13 protein-coding genes are annotated in these 17,061 nt (G+C 69.2%); 7 read left to right on the forward strand and 6 right to left on the reverse strand.

Features of this window, described 5'->3' with window-relative positions:
* Positions 1-2: 2 nt before the first annotated feature.
* The 7 genes from H9Q09_RS17800 to H9Q09_RS17830 all read left to right on the forward strand — a co-directional run bounded on the left by H9Q09_RS17800 (position 3) and on the right by H9Q09_RS17830 (position 11,363).
* Complete coding sequence (locus H9Q09_RS17800) at positions 3-2,489, forward strand: glycogen/starch/alpha-glucan phosphorylase (protein ID WP_187392168.1); 2,487 nt, start codon at positions 3-5, stop codon at positions 2,487-2,489.
* Positions 2,490-2,646: 157 nt separating this feature from the next.
* Positions 2,647-3,918 (forward strand): glucose-1-phosphate adenylyltransferase, encoded by a 1,272-nt coding sequence (gene glgC / locus H9Q09_RS17805; RefSeq protein WP_187392138.1) that lies wholly within the window; start codon positions 2,647-2,649, stop codon positions 3,916-3,918.
* A complete protein-coding gene (glgA, locus tag H9Q09_RS17810) occupies positions 3,918-5,369 on the forward strand; it encodes a glycogen synthase GlgA (protein WP_187392139.1) in 1,452 nt (483 codons plus the stop codon). The genes glgC and glgA overlap by 1 nt, the downstream gene beginning before the upstream one ends.
* Positions 5,366-6,994 (forward strand): alpha-D-glucose phosphate-specific phosphoglucomutase, encoded by a 1,629-nt coding sequence (locus H9Q09_RS17815; protein WP_187392140.1) that lies wholly within the window; start codon positions 5,366-5,368, stop codon positions 6,992-6,994. The genes glgA and H9Q09_RS17815 overlap by 4 nt, the downstream gene beginning before the upstream one ends.
* A 13-nt stretch (positions 6,995-7,007) precedes the next feature.
* Complete coding sequence (glgX, locus tag H9Q09_RS17820; protein ID WP_187392141.1) at positions 7,008-9,062, forward strand: glycogen debranching protein GlgX; 2,055 nt, start codon at positions 7,008-7,010, stop codon at positions 9,060-9,062.
* 122 nt (positions 9,063-9,184) lie between these two features.
* Entirely contained in the window at positions 9,185-11,053 is a 1,869-nt protein-coding gene (gene mutL / locus H9Q09_RS17825; RefSeq protein ID WP_187392142.1) for a DNA mismatch repair endonuclease MutL, read from the forward strand.
* 97 nt (positions 11,054-11,150) lie between these two features.
* On the forward strand, positions 11,151-11,363 hold the full coding sequence (locus H9Q09_RS17830; RefSeq protein ID WP_040325093.1) for a DUF2093 domain-containing protein: 213 nt from the start codon (positions 11,151-11,153) through the stop codon (positions 11,361-11,363).
* Between the two features lie 17 nt (positions 11,364-11,380).
* Here the strand turns inward: H9Q09_RS17830 and lpxK are convergent, their stop codons facing one another.
* The 6 genes from lpxK to H9Q09_RS17860 form a co-directional block, all read right to left on the reverse strand.
* A complete protein-coding gene (gene lpxK, locus H9Q09_RS17835) occupies positions 11,381-12,412 on the reverse strand; it encodes a tetraacyldisaccharide 4'-kinase (RefSeq protein WP_187392143.1) in 1,032 nt (343 codons plus the stop codon).
* Positions 12,409-13,737, reverse strand: a complete 1,329-nt coding sequence (gene waaA, locus H9Q09_RS17840) for a lipid IV(A) 3-deoxy-D-manno-octulosonic acid transferase (protein ID WP_187392144.1) — start codon at positions 13,735-13,737, stop codon at positions 12,409-12,411. Before waaA ends, lpxK begins: the two co-directional genes overlap by 4 nt.
* Complete coding sequence (locus H9Q09_RS17845) at positions 13,734-14,507, reverse strand: lysophospholipid acyltransferase family protein (RefSeq protein WP_246716218.1); 774 nt, start codon at positions 14,505-14,507, stop codon at positions 13,734-13,736. Before H9Q09_RS17845 ends, waaA begins: the two co-directional genes overlap by 4 nt.
* A 54-nt stretch (positions 14,508-14,561) precedes the next feature.
* A complete protein-coding gene (locus tag H9Q09_RS17850; RefSeq protein WP_009208313.1) occupies positions 14,562-14,798 on the reverse strand; it encodes a DUF4170 domain-containing protein in 237 nt (78 codons plus the stop codon).
* A gap of 110 nt (positions 14,799-14,908) precedes the next feature.
* Positions 14,909-15,706, reverse strand: a complete 798-nt coding sequence (locus H9Q09_RS17855) for a 3'(2'),5'-bisphosphate nucleotidase CysQ (RefSeq protein WP_187392146.1) — start codon at positions 15,704-15,706, stop codon at positions 14,909-14,911.
* The gene (locus H9Q09_RS17860; protein WP_187392147.1) at positions 15,703-17,046 is read right to left on the reverse strand and encodes a TldD/PmbA family protein; all 1,344 of its coding nucleotides are present in this window, start codon (positions 17,044-17,046) and stop codon (positions 15,703-15,705) included. Before H9Q09_RS17860 ends, H9Q09_RS17855 begins: the two co-directional genes overlap by 4 nt.
* Positions 17,047-17,061: the final 15 nt, after the last annotated feature.

The following is a 17,061-nucleotide window of genomic DNA, read 5'->3' on the forward strand; positions in this document are numbered from 1 at the left end:
ACATGACGAACGAGGTCGATTCCGCCCTGGACGGAACCGGTGCCCCGACACCTGCACCCCGCAAGAACGACCCGGAGACGCTGGCCCGGCAGATCGTCGAGAAGCTGACCTACGCCGTTGGCAAGACCCCGGCCGAGGCGCGGCGCTACGACTGGCTCGAGGCGACGACGCTGGTCATCCGCGACCGGATCATCGACCAGTGGATGGAATCCTCCCAGCGCGCCAAGACCAGCGGCGAGAAGCGCGTCTGCTACCTGTCGATGGAATTCCTGATCGGCCGCCTGCTGCGCGATGCGATCAACAATCTCAACCTGACCGAGCCGATCCGCGAGGCGCTGTCGCGCTACGGCGTCGATCTCGATCTCGTCGAGCTGCTGGAGCCCGACGCCGCGCTCGGCAATGGCGGCCTCGGCCGCCTCGCCGCCTGCTTCATGGAGTCGATGGCCTCCACCGACATTCCCGGCTTCGGCTACGGCATCCGCTACGTCCACGGCTTCTTCCGCCAGGAAATCGCCGACGGCGCCCAGGTGGAGCTGCCGGAAACCTGGCTCGCCCATGGCAATCCCTGGGAATTCGAGCGCCGCGAGCTCGCCTACGAGATCGGCTTCGGCGGCAAGGTCACCACCATCCAGGAGCCCGGCCGCCCGGCCCGCCAGGTCTGGCGCCCGGCCGAGCGCGTTCTCGCCGTCGCCTACGACACGCCGATCGTCGGCTGGCGCGGACGCCGCGTGAACACGCTGCGCCTGTGGAGCGCCCAGCCGCTCGACCCGATCCTGCTCGACGCCTTCAATTCCGGCGATCACATCGGCGCCCTGGTCGAATCCAACAAGGCCGAGGCGATCACCCGCATCCTCTATCCGGCCGACTCGCACCAGGCCGGCCAGGAACTGCGCCTGCGGCAGGAGTACTTCTTCTCCTCCGCCTCGCTGCAGGACATCATCCGGCGCCATCTCCACGCCAACGAGAATCTGTCGAACCTCGCCGACAAGTTCTCGATCCAGCTCAACGACACCCATCCGGCGGTCTCGGTCGCCGAGCTGATGCGGCTCCTGATCGACGTGCACGGCCATGAATGGGCCGAGGCCTGGGAGATCACCCGCAACACCTTCTCCTATACCAACCACACGCTGCTGCCCGAGGCGCTGGAGCACTGGCCGATCCATCTGTTCGAGCGACTCCTGCCGCGTCAGATGCAGATCATCTACGCCATCAATGCCGGCGTCATCCGCGAGGCGGCGCAGGAGAAGGGCTTCGATGATTCCCGGATCGCCGCGATCTCGCTGATCGACGAGGGCAATGGCCGGCGCGTGCGCATGGGCCAGCTCGCCTTTGTCGGCAGCCATGCCGTCAACGGCGTCTCGGCGCTGCACACCGAACTGATGAAGGAGACGGTGTTCCATCATCTCCACCTGCTCTATCCCGATCGGATCGAGAACAAGACCAATGGCGTGACCCCGCGCCGCTGGCTCATGCAGGCCAATCCCGGCCTCACCGAACTCGTGACCGATGCGATCGGCCCGGCCTTCCTCGACGATATCGAGAAGATCGCCGATCTCGATCCGCTGGCCGACGATGCCGCCTTCCGCGAGCGCTTCGCGGCGGTCAAGCGCCGCAACAAGGAGCAGCTCTCCAACCTGATCGGCGAGCGCATGGCGACGCAGGTCGATCCGGGCGCGATCTTCGACATCCAGGTCAAGCGCATCCACGAATACAAGCGCCAGTTCCTGAACATCATCGAGGCGATCGCGCTTTACGACCAGATCCGCTCGCATCCCGAGCGCGACTGGTCGCCCCGCGTCAAGATCTTCGCCGGCAAGGCGGCGCCGAGCTACGCCCAGGCCAAGGAGATCATCCATCTCGCCAACGACGTCGCCCGCACGATCAACAGCGATCCGGCGGTCCGCGACCTCCTGAAGGTGGTGTTCATCCCGAACTACAATGTCAGCCTCGCCGAGATCATCATGCCGGCGGCCGACCTGTCGGAGCAGATCTCGACGGCCGGCCTCGAGGCGTCCGGCACCGGCAACATGAAGTTCGCCATGAACGGCGCGCTGACCATCGGCACTCTCGACGGCGCCAATGTCGAGATGCTGGAGCATGTCGGCGAGGACAACATCTTCATCTTCGGCCTGACCGCCGAGGAGGTCGCCCAGCGGCGTCGCGAGGCCCATAGCGGCCGCTCGATCATCGCCGAACTGCCGCTGCTGCGCGAGGCGCTGGACGCGATCTCCTCGGGCGTCTTCTCGCCGGAGGACCCGGCGCGCTACCACGACCTGGTCTCCAACCTCTACAACAATGACTGGTGGATGACCTGCGCCGACTTCCAGGCCTATTGGGACACCCAGCGCCGTCTGGACGTGCTCTGGCAGGACCAGGACGAGTGGCAGGCCAAGGCCGTGCACAACACGGCGCGGATGGGCTGGTTCTCCTCCGACCGTTCGATCCGCGAATATGCCCGCGACATCTGGAAGGCCGGTCCGGACGCCTGATTCCCGTCGCCGGAGGCGATTGATCGCGATCCGGCATGGCGTCGGGCCGCGTCTGCGCTATGTTCGACATGCGTGGGGGAGGAACGTTCGGGCGCCGGGCCAGTCAGCCGGCCATCCGGAGAGCCGTCTGCCCCATGGATGATCCAGGGAGGAGTTCATGGCAGAGAACAGACGCGCCGGACCGCTGGCCCGCGAGACGATGGCCTACGTACTGGCCGGCGGACGCGGCAGTCGGCTGATGGAGATGACCGACAGCCGCGCCAAGCCGGCCGTCTTCTTCGGCGGCAAGACGCGGATCATCGACTTCGCGCTCTCCAACGCCATCAATTCCGGTATCCGCCGCATCGGCGTCGCCACCCAGTACAAGGCCCACAGCCTGATCCGGCACCTGCAGAACGGCTGGAACTTCCTGCGGCCGGGCCGCAACGAGAGCTTCGACATCCTGCCGGCCAGCCAGCGCGTGTCCGAGGACCAGTGGTACGCCGGCACCGCCGACGCCGTGTACCAGAACATCGACATCATCGAATCCTACGCGCCGCGCTACATCGTCATCCTGGCCGGCGACCACGTCTACAAGATGGACTACGAGATCATGCTCCAGCAGCATGTGGATTCGGGTGCGGACGTGACGGTCGGCTGCCTCGAAGTGCCGCGCATGGAGGCTGTCGCCTTCGGCGTCATGCATGTCGACGAGAACTACAACATCACCGATTTCGTCGAGAAGCCGGCCGATCCCCCCGCCATTCCGGGTCGTCCCGACACGGCGCTGGCCTCGATGGGCATCTATGTCTTCGAGACCAACTTCCTGATGGACCAGCTGCGCCGCGACGCCGCCGATCCGGGCTCGAGCCGCGACTTCGGCAAGAACATCATCCCGCATATCGTCAAGCACGGCCGCGCCGTCGCCCATCGCTTCAACCTGTCGGTGGTGCGCTCGGAGAACGAGCCGGACGACGAGGCCTACTGGCGCGACGTCGGCACGGTGGATGCCTACTGGCAGGCCAATATCGACCTGACCGACATCATTCCGCCGCTCGACATCTACGACCGCGACTGGCCGATCTGGACCTATGCCGACGTGGTGCCACCGGCCAAGTTCGTCCATGACGAGGACGGCCGCCGGGGTTCGGCGATCTCCTCGCTGGTCTCGGGCGACTGCATCATCTCCGGCGGTCAGCTGCACCGCTCGCTGCTGTTCACCGGGGTGCGCCAGCGCTCCTATTCCATGCTCGACCACGCGGTCGTGCTGCCCCAGTGCCGTATCGGCCGCCATGCCCGCGTCACCAGGGCGGTGCTCGACCGCGGCGTGGAAATCCCCGACGGCCTGGTGATCGGCGAGGATCCCGAGCTCGACGCCAAGCGGTTCCGCCGCACGGCGAACGGCATCTGCCTCGTCACCAAGCCGATGATCGACAGGCTCACCTACTGATGACCACCGGCGTGCTCTCCGTCGCCTCGGAAGTCTTCCCGCTGATCAAGACCGGCGGGCTGGCGGACGTGGCGGGGGCGCTTCCCGCCTCGCTGGCGGCCCACGATTTTGCCGTGCGCACGCTGATGCCGGGCTATCCCGATGTCATGCGGCAGATCGACAACGCCGACATCGCCTGTCGTTTCGACGATCTCTTCGGCGGGCCGGCGCGTGTCCTTGCGGCGACCGCCGGCGGGCTCGACCTTCTCGTCCTCGACGCGCCGCATCTCTTCCATCGGACCGGCGGTCCCTATGTGTCGAGCGCCGGCCACGACCACGCCGACAACTGGGCCCGCTTCGCGGCGCTGTCGAAGGCCGGCGCCGAGATCGGCCAGGGTGCGATCCCCGGTTTCGCACCGGCGATCGTCCATGCCCATGACTGGCAGGCCGCGCTGACGCCGGTCTATCTCGCCGTGTCCGGCAAGCCGAGGCCGCGCACCGTGGTGACTATCCACAACCTCGCCTTCCAGGGCAATTTTCCCTACCAGATCTTCCCGTGCCTTGGCCTGCCGCCATCCGCATGGTCGATCGAGGGCGTCGAATATTACGGCAATGTCGGCTACCTGAAGGGCGGCCTGCACGCCGCCGACGCGGTCACCACCGTCAGCCCGACCTATGCCGAGGAGATCCTGACGCCGGGCGGCGGCATGGGGCTCGACGGCCTCCTGCGCGGACGCGGCGAACGGCTGGTCGGCATCGTCAACGGCATCGACACCGACGTCTGGAACCCCAAGACCGATCCCGACATCCCGCATCATTACAGCGCCCGCTCGCCCAAGGCGCGCCAGCGCAACAAGCGCGCGCTGGAGACCGAATTCGGCCTCGCCCATGAGGACGGCCCGATCGTCGCCGTCGTCAGCCGCCTGACCTGGCAGAAGGGCCTCGACCTCGTCGCCGACGCCTGCGACGACCTCGTCGAACGCGGCGTGCGCATGGTCGTGGTCGGCTCCGGCGAGCCGATGATCGAGGGCAGTTTCCAGGCCGCCCATACCCGGCATCCGAACAAGATCGGCGTGCGCATCGGCTATGACGAGGCCCTGTCCCACCGGGTCCAGGCCGGCGGCGACGCGATCCTCGTGCCGTCGCGCTTCGAGCCCTGCGGCCTCACCCAGCTCTACGGCCTGCGCTATGGCTGCATTCCGGTGGTCGCCAAGGTCGGCGGCCTCGCCGACACGGTGATCGACGCCAACCACGCCGCCATCACCGCCGGCGTTGCCACCGGTTTCATCTTCGCGCCGCCCACGCGCGACGACCTCATCGACGCCGTCGACCGGATGCAGCGGCTGTATGCCGACCCGGCTGCCTGGCGCCAGCTACAGCTCAGCGCGATGCAATCCGACGTATCCTGGCGCAGCAGCGCCGGGCACTACGCCCAACTCTTCCGCGATCTTATCGGAGACCAGCGGCCATGATCGAGACGATCGCCACCAAGCCCTTCAACGACCAGAAGCCCGGCACCTCGGGCCTGCGCAAGAGCGTCCCGCACTTCCGCCAGGCCAATTACGCCGAGAATTTCATCCAGGCGATCTTCGACGCCGCCGACAGCCATGACGGCGAGACCCTGGTGATCGGCGGCGACGGCCGCTTCTACAATCGCGAGGTGATCCAGACCGCGATCCGCATGGCTGCCGGCAACGGCTATGGCCGCGTCGTCGTCGGCCGCGGCGGCATCCTGTCGACGCCAGCCGCCTCCAACCTGATCCGCATCCGCAAGGCGGCCGGCGGCATCATCCTGTCGGCCAGCCACAATCCCGGCGGCCCGAAGGGCGATTTCGGCATCAAGTACAATGTCGCCAATGGCGGTCCGGCGCCGGAGAAGATCACCTCCGCGATCTTCGAGCGCACGCGGACGATGTCGCAGTACCGCATCTGGTCCGGCGACGCCCCGAGCCTTGCCGAACTCGGCGAGACAAAGCTTGGCGACATGGTGGTCGAGGTCATCGATCCGGTCGCCGACTATGCCGCGCTGATGGAGAAACTGTTCGATTTCGGCCAGATCCGCGACCTGATCGCCTCAGGCTTCACCCTGCGCTTCGACGCCATGCACGCCGTGACGGGCCCCTATGCCAAGGAAATTTTGGAGAACCGGCTCGGCGCACCGCTCGGCACGGTGATCAATGGCGAGCCGCTGGAGGATTTCGGCGGCGGTCATCCCGACCCCAACGCCGTCCACGCCGCGACGCTGATCAACCAGCTGATGGCGCCCAACGGCCCGGATTTCGGCGCGGCTTCCGACGGCGACGGCGACCGCAACCTGATCGTCGGCAAGGGCATCGTCGTCTCGCCGTCGGATTCGCTGGCGGTGCTGGCCGCCAACGCCCATCTGGCGCCGGCCTACAAGGACGGCATTGCCGGCATCGCCCGCTCCATGCCGACCAGCCAGGCCGCCGACCGGGTCGCCGCCAAGCGCGGCATCGGCATGTACGAGACGCCCACCGGCTGGAAGTTCTTCGGCACGCTGCTCGATGCCGGCAAGGTGACGATCTGCGGCGAGGAGAGCGCCGGCACCGGCTCCGATCATGTCCGCGAGAAGGACGGCCTGTGGGCGGTGCTCCTGTGGCTCAACATCCTGGCCGTGCGCCGCGAAAGCGTGCAGGCGATCCTGGAAAGCCACTGGGCCGAGTTCGGGCGCAATTACTACCAGCGCCACGACTATGAGGAGGTCGACGCCAAGGCGGCCGAGGGGCTGATGGGCTCGCTGCACGACCGCCTCGCCTCCATGGCCGGCCAGCGCTTCGGCACGCTGGTCGTCTCCGAGGCCGACGATTTTTCCTACAAGGACCCGGTCGACGGCTCGGTCGCCACCGGCCAGGGCGTGCGGATCGTCTTCTCCGGCGGCTCGCGCATCGTCTACCGCCTGTCGGGCACCGGCACCAAGGGCGCCACCCTGCGCGTCTATATCGAGCGCTACGAGCCCGACCGCACCCGCCACGACATTGCCCCCGAACAGGCGCTGGCCGAGCTCATCGACACGGCCTCGGCGATCGGCGAGATCGGCAAGCGCACCGGCCGCACCGCGCCGGACGTCATCACCTGACCGCAGGGACGGCATGACCTACGCAATCACGGCCGAGCGCGGCAGGCCCGCCGCGCTCGGCGCGACGCTCGACGGCGACGGCGTCCATTTCGCCGTCCATTCCGAAAATGCCGACGCCATCCAGCTCTGCCTCTTCGACGCGACCGGAACGCGGGAAACCGCGCAGCTCGTCCTGCCCGGCGAAAAGGAAGGCCAGCATTACGGCTTCGTGCCGGGGCTGGCGGCCGGCGCCCGCTATGGGCTGAGGGCGCTTGGCCCCTACCGACCGATGGACGGCCATCGCTTCGATCCGTCCAAGCTCCTCGCCGATCCCTATGCGGTGCAGCTCGACCGCCCCTTCCTCTATCATCCGGTGCTGGCAGCGCCGCCCGAGCGCCAGCTCGACAGCGCGCCCTACATGCCGCGGGCGCTCGTCACCGCGCTCGATCGCAATGCCACGCCCCTGCCCTTCGCCGACCCCGGCCTGACCTACGAGGTGCTGGTCCGCGCCTATTCCCAGCGCCATCCGGATGTCCCGGCCGAAATCCGCGGCACCGTCGCCGCCCTCGCCGAACCGGTCTTCCTCGACCACATGGAAAAGCTCGGCGTCGAGACCGTCGAGCTGATGCCCCTCGCCGCCTGGATCGACGAGGGCCACCTCTCGGCGCATGGCCTGACCAATGCCTGGGGCTACAACCCGATCACCCACATGGCGCCCGATCCGCGGCTTGCGCCGGGCGGCTTTCCCGAAATCCGCCGGGTGGTCGACGCCTTCCATGCGCGCGGCATCAAGGTGCTGCTCGACGTTGTGCTGAACCATTCCGGCGAGGGCGACGAGGACGGGCCGACGGTCTGCTATCGCGGTCTCGACAATCTTCTCTACTACCGCCACGCCGAGGACGAGCCGGGCCTGCTCGTCAACGACACCGGCACCGGCAATACCCTCGCCACCCACCGCGAACCGGTGGCGCGGCTGTGCATCGACGTGCTGCGGACCTGGGTCGAGGCGACGGGCCTCGACGGCTTCCGCTACGATCTCGCCCCGGTGATGGGACGGCTGGACGACGGCTTCTCCACCGACGCGCCCTTCTTCCGCATGCTCGCCGCCGATCCCGTCCTGAAGCACCGCATCCATGTCGCCGAACCCTGGGACATCGGCCCCGGCGGCTACCAGGTCGGCCGGTTTCCCAGGCCCTGGTTCGAGTGGCAGGACAAGTTCCGCGACGATGTCCGCCGCTTCTGGCGCGGCGATGCCGGCATGGTCGGAGCGCTGGCGACGCGCCTCGCCGGCTCGGCCGATCTCTACGATCGCGACGGCCGCCGCCCGTCGAGCGGCGTCAATTTCATCGCCGCCCATGACGGCTTCTCGCTCGCCGACATCGCCGCCTATGCCGACAAGCACAACGCCGCCAATTGCGAGGACAATCGCGACGGTCACAACGACAATCACTCCTGGAACAACGGCGTCGAGGGCGACACCGACGATCCGGCCATCATTGAGGCGCGCGGCAAGGACATCCGCGCCATGCTGGCGACGTTGATGATCGCGCGCGGCACGCCGATGATCGTCGCCGGCGACGAATTCGGCCGCAGCCAGGGCGGCAACAACAATGGCTATGCCCAGGACAACGAGATCACCTGGCTCGACTGGGCGCGGGCCGACACCGATCTCGCCGCCTTCGTCGCCCGGCTGTCGCAACTGCGCCGCGCCCATCCGGCGCTGAATGCCGACCGTTTCCTTACCGGCCGCCCGGTCGAGGGCGGCGACGTCGAGGACGTCGTCTGGCTGCGCGAGGATGGCGCCCCCATGGAACCGGGCGACTGGTCCGATCCGGAGCGGCGCTTCCTCGGCATGTCGGTCTATGCGCCGCGCGGCGCCGACGACATCGAGAGCGAACGGGCGGTGATCTATCTCAATGCCGGCGACGCCGATGTCGCGGTGATGCTGCCGTCGCCGCGCGCCGACCACGCCTATTGCCTGCATCTTCAGTCGGACTGGCCGCAGCTTGAGCCCCGGCGCATCGACGTGACGGACGGGCTCATCGTCCAGTCACGTTCGGTGTTCGTCATCCTCGAGGAGCGGCTCTGATCGCGGCGCCGTCCACAGGCGTGGCACCGGACCGGTTTGCCGCCGCCCCGGCGAGCCGTTAAGAACGGCAGGCGCGCGGCGATGCTCCGCGCCCCATTGACCGCGAACCGGGCCCGTTTCCCATGCCCATCCAGCAGCTCTCCGATGCCCTGATCGACCAGATCGCCGCCGGCGAAGTCGTCGAGCGGCCGGCCAGCGTCGTCAAGGAGCTGGTCGAGAACGCCCTCGATGCCGGCGCAAGGCGCATCGAGATCGCCACGGCCGGCGGCGGCAAGAACCTCATCCGGATCAGCGACGACGGCTGCGGCATTCCGGCCGCCGAGATGCCGCTGGCGGTCCGCCGCCATTGCACCTCCAAGCTCGCCGGCGGCCTCGACGCCATCGGCACGCTCGGCTTTCGCGGCGAGGCCCTGCCCTCGATCGGCTCGGTCGGCCGGCTCAGCCTGAAGTCGCGGGCCGCAGGCAGCGATGAAGCCTACGAGATTTGCGTCGAGGCCGGCCGCCCCTCCGAGCTGCGCCCGGCCGCCCTGTCCAGGGGCACGGTGATCGAGGTCCGTGATCTCTTCCACGCCGTGCCCGCCCGGCTGAAATTCCTGAAAAGCGACCGGGCCGAATCCAGCGCCATCACCGAGATCGTCCGGCGCATCGCCATCGCCTTTCCGGGCGTCCGCTTCGAGTTGTCCGGCCCCGACCGCACGACGACGGTGTTCGAGGCGGTGCCCGGCGACGCACCGCTGCCGCGCATCGCCGACGTGCTGACCCCGGACTTCGCCGACAATGCCATTCCCGTCGACGCCATGCGCGAGGACGTGCGGCTGCGCGGCTTTGCCGGCATCCCGACCTACAATCGCGGCAATGGCCAGCAGCAATTCTTCTACGTCAATGGCCGCCCGGTCCGCGACAAGACGCTGCATTCGGCCCTGCGCGGCGCCTATGCCGACGTTCTGGCCCGCGACCGCCATCCCGTCGCAGTCCTGTTTCTCGACCTCGACCCGGCCCTTGTCGACGTCAATGTCCATCCGGCCAAAGCCGACGTGCGGTTCCGCGATCCGGGGCTGGTGCGCGGCCTGATCGTCGGCTCGCTGCGCCAGGCCTTCAACGAGGCCGGCCTGCGTTCGGCGACCACCAATGCCTCCGGCCTGATGGCCCGCTTCCGGGGCGCCGCCCCGGCCGAGCCGGCACCGGTGACGCCCGCCCCGCGCCGTTTCGACGGCTTCGCGCCCGGCGGCTTCGCCGCGCCGCGCCAGGCCGCCTATGCCGCCGAGGCCTCGCCCTACCGGCCCTTCGATATGGGCGCCGACGCCGCGACCCTCGACCGCGCAGTTGACGCCGGCTCCGCCACCTCGCCGGCGCCCGTCGCCTCCGCTGCCTCCGACACCGAGCCCGCCGAGGACGTGACAAACGGGGCCGACCATCCGCTCGGCGCGGCCAAGGCGCAGTTTCATCGCAACTTCATCGTGTCGGAGACCGAGGACGGCATCGTCATCGTCGACCAGCACGCCGCCCATGAGCGCCTCGTCTACGAAACGCTGAAGACGGCCCTGCACGGCCGCCCCCTCCCTTCGCAGCTGCTGCTGATCCCCGAGATCGTCGATCTGCCGGAGGACGACGTCGATCGCCTCGCCGAGCAGGCGGAGACCTTTGCCCGGCTCGGCCTCGGCATCGAGCGCTTCGGTCCCGGCGCGGTGGCCGTGCGCGAGACGCCGGCGATCCTCGGCAGCGTCGATTGCCAGCGTCTGGTGCGCGATCTCGCCGACGAGCTCGCCGAGGCCGGCACCGCCGATGCCGTGCGCGGCCGCATCGACCATGTCGCCGCAACCATCGCCTGCCACGGCTCGGTGCGCTCGGGACGGCTGATGAAGCCGGAAGAAATGAACGCGCTCCTGCGCCACATGGAGGTGACGCCCGGTTCGGGCCAGTGCAATCACGGCCGGCCGACCTTCATCGAGCTGAAGCTCGCCGACATCGAGAAGATGTTCGGCCGCCGCTGAACGCGGCGCGGTGCCATTTGACGGCTCCCCGGCCCGGCGTTAGTCAGAAGCCGACCGACCGGCTGGCGAGGCCGGTCCACCGACAGCGGAGACATCCATGAACCGCATGGAGAATGGCGGCGAGGCGAAGCTGCGCTACGGCACGCCCGATTTTCAGGTCGTGCGGCCCGGCGCCTATGTGCGCTGCGCCGTGACCGGCGAGGCGATCCCGCTCGACCTGTTGCGCTACTGGAGCGTCGAGCGCCAGGAAGCCTATGTCGACGGCGAGGCCTCGTTCCGCCGCGAAAAGGAAGTCGCCGGCAAGGGCTGAACGGCCGGCTCCGGCGTTCAGCCGAATTTGCGCCGCCGGAAGGCGCGCCGCGTGTCGCGGATGATGCGGGCGCCGAGGCTCTGCGGCGCAAAGCCGAGCGCCACGTCGAGCACCTCGCATTCCTTCAGGAACAGCTGCATCGCGGCGGATCCGGTCGCCAGCCGCACCGCATCCTTGCGCGTCGTCACCATCTGCAGGCCTTCGCGCCAGGCCGAGGCCGACAGATCGTCCATGTCGTCGCTGGAAAAGACATGGTGGTCGGGAAAGTCGCGGGTCTCGACGATCTCGGCGCCGAGTGCGGTCAGGCTGGCGTAGAATTTCGCCGGATCGGCGATGCCGGCGAAGGCCAGCACCCGCAGACCGGCGAAACGGGCGCCGTTCTCCGGCTCCAGTGCCGCCTCGAAGATCGGCTTGTTGCCCCGCGCCGTCTGCCGGATGACGGCGTCGCCGGCGCTGCCCTCGCCGATCACCAATAGTGCGTCGGCATAGCGGATCTGGTCGATGAGCGGAGCGCGGACCGGTCCGGCCGGCACCACGGCGCCATTGCCGAGACCGCGCCGCGCATCCACCGCGATCAGCGCGAAGTCGATCGCCAGCCGGGCGCTCTGGAAGCCGTCATCCATGATGATGAAGTCGACCCCGAGCTCGGCGAGCAGCTTCTGCGCGGCCTGCCGGCGGTTCACCGCGACGCAGGTCGGCGCGACACTCGCCAGAAGCAGCGGCTCGTCGCCGACCTCGGCCGCGCTGTGATGCGCCGGATCGACCAGCACTGCGCCGCGGCTGGCTCGCCCGTGGCCGCGCGACACGAAGCCGGGGCGCAGCCCCTCGGCGAGCGCGGCGCGCCCGAGCGCCATGGCGGTCGGCGTCTTGCCGCCCCCGCCGACGGTGAAATTGCCGACGCACAGCACCGGCACCCCGACATCGGCGCGCTCGCCGTGCTCCAGATTGCGCCGGGCCACCCGCCCGTAGACCGCCGCCGCCGGTGCCAGCATCAGGCTCTGCCAGGCTTTCGGCCGCCACCAGAAGGGCGGCGTCTCGGCCCGCATCATCGCGGCGCCGCCGGACGGTTGCAGCGGTCGAGGCCCACCGACAGCTTCAGCGGATGCAGGAACGGCTGCAGCGCCTGCATGGTCCGCGGCAGCGCGCCGCGCATCTCCTCCACCGTCGTCGCCGAGGCCCGCTTCATGCGGGCGAGCGCCGCGGGATCGTCGAGGATCTGCGCAAGGCAGGCGGCCAGCGTGCCGCCGTCGCGCACGATCTTGGCGCCGCCATTCTTCAACAGCCGCTGATAGGCGTCGCGGAAATTCTGGACATAGCGGCCCGACAGGATCGCGGTGCCCAGCATCGCTGCCTCGAGCGGGTTCTGGCCGCCCTCGCCGGTCACCGACTTGCCGAGAAAGGCGATGTCGGTGAGCCGCAGATAGAGCCCCATCTCGCCCATCGTGTCGCCGAGCAGGATATCGGTTTCCGCATCGGGAAGGTCGCCCCGGCTGCGCCGCGCGACCTTGAGGCCGGCGCCGGTCAGCTCGGCCTCGATCTCGTCGCCGCGCGTCGTGTGGCGCGGCACGATGATGCTCAGAAGGCCGGGATGGCTCGCGGCCAGCTTGCGATGCACCTCGCCGGCCAGCGTCTCCTCGCCGGCATGGGTGGAGAGCGCCGCCCAGCGGGGCCGCGCGCCCAGCGCCGCGATCATCTCGTCCAGCGCCGCGCCGGGGTTTGGCGGCGGAGCAGTATCCGCCTTCAGATTGCCGGCCACCGAGACGGCCCGCGCGCCCAGGAGATGGAAGCGTTCGCCGTCCACATCCGACTGGGCGACCACATGCGCCAGTGTTTCCATCAGCGCTTCGGCCAGCCACGGCGCCGATTTCCAGCGCTTGAAGGACCGGTCCGACAGGCGCGCATTGACCAGCACCTGCGGGATGCGCCGCCGGTTCAGCTCCATCAGCGTCGTCGGCCAGATCTCGCTCTCCGCCACGATCGCCACGTCCGGGCACCAATGGTCGAGAAAGCGGTGGATGGAGGGGCCGAGATCCAGCGGCACATATTGGTGGATGACGCAGTCGCCGAGCCGTTCGGCGACCAGCGTTGCCGAGGTCATCGTGCCGGTGGTCATCAGGACGGAGATGCCGTCCGCCGCGATCGCCCGCACCAGCGGCGTGACCGCGGCGCTTTCGCCGACGCTCGCCGCATGCACCCAGACCAGCGGACCGGCCGGGCGCTCGACGCTGGCATGGCCGTAGCGTTCGCGGCGCCGCAGGGGGTCTTCCTTGCCCCGCGAGGTGCGGTAGCCGACATAGGGGCCGAGCAGCGGATAGACGAGCGTGCCCGCCGCCCGATAGGAGGCGAGTGCGGCGCGTGCCAGGAAATCGCTCACGCAACCCTCCCGACCAGCCGCTCGGCCGCGACATTCGCCGCCTCGATCGCCAGCGTGATCTCGCGGCGCTTGGCCTCCATCTCCTCCGCGTCGGCATCGGCCGCCACATGGATCGGATCGCCGACCACCACCGCGATGCGGCCGAAGGGCAGCGGCACCGTCGTCTTGTCCCAGGAGCTCTCGACCACGTAGCGCCGGCTGGTGACCGCCGCCGACGGCAGGACCGGCCGGCCGGAGATCCGCGCCAGCGTCACGATGCCGAGCCCCGCGTCGCGGGGCACGCCCTTCGGCACGTCGGCGATCATGCAGACACCGAAGCCGCGGGCGAGATAGCGGCGCAGCGCGATCAGCGCCTTGGCCCCGCCCTTCTGGGCGCGCACCGGCCCGGCGCGTCCGCCCGAGCCGCGCACCGTCTCGATGCCGAAGCGCGCGACCACGGCGGCGTTCATCTCCGCGTCTGCATTGCGCGACAGGAGCGCGACATAGGGCAGTTCGGCCGGCCGGAAGAACGGCGCCAGGAGATGCTGCCCGTGCCACAGGCCGACGATCGCCGGATGCTCGGCGGTCAGCCGGGCCCGCCAGTCGGTCGAGCCGGGGGCTTCCCTCTGGGTCGCATGGACGAGGCGCAGGCCGCGATAGATCGCGCTGCCGCCGACCGCCATGGTCGCCGGGCTGCGGAGCAGGCGCCGGACGCGCTTGCGCCACGCGCGCAGGGTCCCCCGCGGGCGTTTCGACGGAGCGCCGTCCTCGCCGGTTTGAGCCTGTGCCATCAATTCATCCGACATCGACGTCAGCCTGACCGCCTGTCCGGGGACAGACCAATCTCACTGCTTGTCCGGGTCCATCAGCCGGTGCATGTGGACGATGAAATACCGCATGGCGGCGTTGTCCACGGTCTGCTGCGCCTTCGACCGCCAGGCCGCCAGGGCCGAGGCGTAGTCGGGAAAGATGCCGACGATGTCGAGATTGTCGAGGTCCTTGAAATCGACGCTCTGGAGATCGTCCAGTTCGCCACCGAAGACCAGGTGAAGAAGCTGCTTGGGTTTCTGCTCTTCCATCATGTCCTCTTTCGTCCTGCACCGCGCCGCGCGCGGCGCAGACTGGGGTGTTGTTACCGGGTGCAGCCTTGTCCTGCACCAAAATACCGTCCGCTCCAAGGCGGCGGCGCCGTTCAGTCGGGAACGGCCTCGGCGAGCCTTTGCAGCCGCGGCATCGCCGCCAGCGAGGCGGCCATCAGGATCTCGTGCCGGCGCCCCTCGCTGCGATAGACGGTCGGCAGGCCGGCCCGGCCGCACAGGAGGCCGCCGGCCCGCTCGATCAGGAGATCGGCGGCGGCGATGTCCCAGTCGCTGGCGCGCGGCCGGATCAGCGTGCCGTCGAGCCGCCCGCAGGCGACCAGCGCCAGCCGGTAGGCCAGCGACGGCACGGCCTTCTCGCTGGCGAAGGCCTCGCCATCGGAGGCCTCGACGCGCTTGCGCATGGAATCGGGCATCGCCAGCCGCATCCGCTCGCCCGGCCCCGGCTCGGCGACGGCGCAAGGGGCCCCGTTCATCAGCGGCGTGCCGTCGGCGGTCACCTCGAAGATCTCGCCCATCGAGGGCGCCGCGATGACGCCGACCACCGGACGGCCGTTCTCGACCACGGCGATCGACACGCACCAGGTGTCCTCGCCGCGCAGATAGGCCCGCGTGCCGTCGATCGGGTCGACCACGAAGAAGCGGCTGCCGGTGCCCGTCCGCGCGTCGCCCGGCTGCATCTCCTCCGACACCCAGCCATAGTCCGGGCGGGCGCCCACCAGCGTGTTGCGCAGCATCAGGTCGACGGCGAAATCCGCTTCGCTGACCGGGGAGTTGCCCTCCTTCCACCAGACCTTGGGGTCGCGGCGGAAGAAGCCGAGCGCGATCTCGCCGGCCTCGACGGCCGCCGCCTTCACCAGTTCCAGATCATCCTGATAGCCCGACAAGATCACGCGCCTGCCACGGTCATGGAGCCGATCCGCAGGGTCGGCACCACGGTGGAGAACCGTTCGTCGAGATCGTCCGCCGCCGTCAGCGAGGCCAGCATGTCGGTGAGGTTGCCGGCGATGGTCAGCTCGGACACCGGCGTGGTCAGCTCGCCATTCTCGATGAGATAGCCCGAGGCGCCGCAGCTGTAGTCGCCGGTCACCAGATTGGTGCCGTGGCCGATCAGCTCGTCGATATAGAGCCCGGTGCCGGTCTCGCGGATCAGCGCCTCGCGCGACATCTGCCCGGGCGACAGGAGGACATTGCTCGACGAGGGCGACACGCCGTTGCCGCCCCGCGCCGCCCGGCCGTTGCTCTGAAGGCCCAGCTCCGTCGCGGTCGCCGTGTCGAGAAGCCAGTTGCGCAGGATGCCGTTCTCGACCAGCGCCATCGGCGCGCCGCGCACGCCCTCCCCGTCGAAGGGGCGCGAGCCCGGTCGCCGCGGTAAAAGCGGGTTGTCGGTCAGCGTGAAGCTTTCCGGCAGGATCGCTTGCCCCATGCGGTCCTTCAGGAAGCTCGTGCCGCGGGCGATCGCGGCGCCGTTGACCGCGGCCACGATGCTGCCGATCAGCCCCCGCGCGATGCGCGGATCGTAGAGGATCGGCATGCGGCCGGTGGCCGCCGTGCCGGGGTTGAGGCGCCGTACGGTCCGCTCGCCGGCGCGCCGGCCGATGGCCTCGGGGTCGTCGAGATCGGCGTAATGGATGCGGGAATCGAAATCATAGTCCCGCTGCATGCCGACGCCGGTGCCGGCGATGACGCTGATCGAGCGCGAAAAGCCCGAGCGCATGCGATGGCCGGCAAAGCCCGACGAGGTCGCCAGCACGAGGCCTGCCGCCCCCGCCGAGACCGAGGCCCCGCCGGAATTGGTCACGCCGGCAACGCCGCGCGCCGCCTCTTCCATCGCCAGCGCCTCCTCGATCATCGCCGTCGTCGCCAGGTCGGTGTCGTCGTAGAGATCGAGACCGGGATCGTCGCGGCCGTCGGCCAGGCGGTCGGCATCGGCGAGGCGCGCGAAGGGATCTTCCGGCGAAACCTTCGCCATGGCGATCGCCCGCTCGACCAGCGGCTGCGGATCGCTGTGGATGTCGCCCGAGACGGTGGCGACGCGCCGACCGACGAAGACGCGGAGCGACATGTCCTCGCTCTCGGAATTCTCCGTATCCTCGACCGCGCCGAGCCGGACCGAAACCGATCGCCCGAAGGAGCGGACCACCGCCACGTCGCAGGCGTCGGCCCCGGCCTTTCGTGCGGTCTCGATGAGCCGCTCGGCGACCGAAAGGAGCCGCGTGCTGTCGTCGTCCATGAACCTGCCTGCTGG

Origin of the sequence: Aurantimonas sp. DM33-3 (assembly GCF_014334315.1) — a bacterium.
Taxonomy (GTDB): domain Bacteria; phylum Pseudomonadota; class Alphaproteobacteria; order Rhizobiales; family Rhizobiaceae; genus Aurantimonas; species Aurantimonas coralicida.

What these genes read in the sequence shown, in the direction of transcription:
- H9Q09_RS17850 (WP_009208313.1), bottom strand. Translation starts at nt 14,798, where the DNA reads ATGATGGAAGAGCAGAAACCCAAGCAGCTTCTTCACCTGGTCTTCGGT.
- lpxK (WP_187392143.1), bottom strand. Translation starts at nt 12,412, where the DNA reads ATGATGCGGGCCGAGACGCCGCCCTTCTGGTGGCGGCCGAAAGCCTGG.
- H9Q09_RS17815 (WP_187392140.1), top strand. Translation starts at nt 5,366, where the DNA reads ATGATCGAGACGATCGCCACCAAGCCCTTCAACGACCAGAAGCCCGGC.
- mutL (WP_187392142.1), top strand. Translation starts at nt 9,185, where the DNA reads ATGCCCATCCAGCAGCTCTCCGATGCCCTGATCGACCAGATCGCCGCC.
- H9Q09_RS17830 (WP_040325093.1), top strand. Translation starts at nt 11,151, where the DNA reads ATGAACCGCATGGAGAATGGCGGCGAGGCGAAGCTGCGCTACGGCACG.
- H9Q09_RS17800 (WP_187392168.1), top strand. Translation starts at nt 3, where the DNA reads ATGACGAACGAGGTCGATTCCGCCCTGGACGGAACCGGTGCCCCGACA.
- glgC (WP_187392138.1), top strand. Translation starts at nt 2,647, where the DNA reads ATGGCAGAGAACAGACGCGCCGGACCGCTGGCCCGCGAGACGATGGCC.
- glgA (WP_187392139.1), top strand. Translation starts at nt 3,918, where the DNA reads ATGACCACCGGCGTGCTCTCCGTCGCCTCGGAAGTCTTCCCGCTGATC.
- glgX (WP_187392141.1), top strand. Translation starts at nt 7,008, where the DNA reads ATGACCTACGCAATCACGGCCGAGCGCGGCAGGCCCGCCGCGCTCGGC.
- H9Q09_RS17845 (WP_246716218.1), bottom strand. Translation starts at nt 14,507, where the DNA reads ATGGCACAGGCTCAAACCGGCGAGGACGGCGCTCCGTCGAAACGCCCG.
- H9Q09_RS17860 (WP_187392147.1), bottom strand. Translation starts at nt 17,046, where the DNA reads ATGGACGACGACAGCACGCGGCTCCTTTCGGTCGCCGAGCGGCTCATC.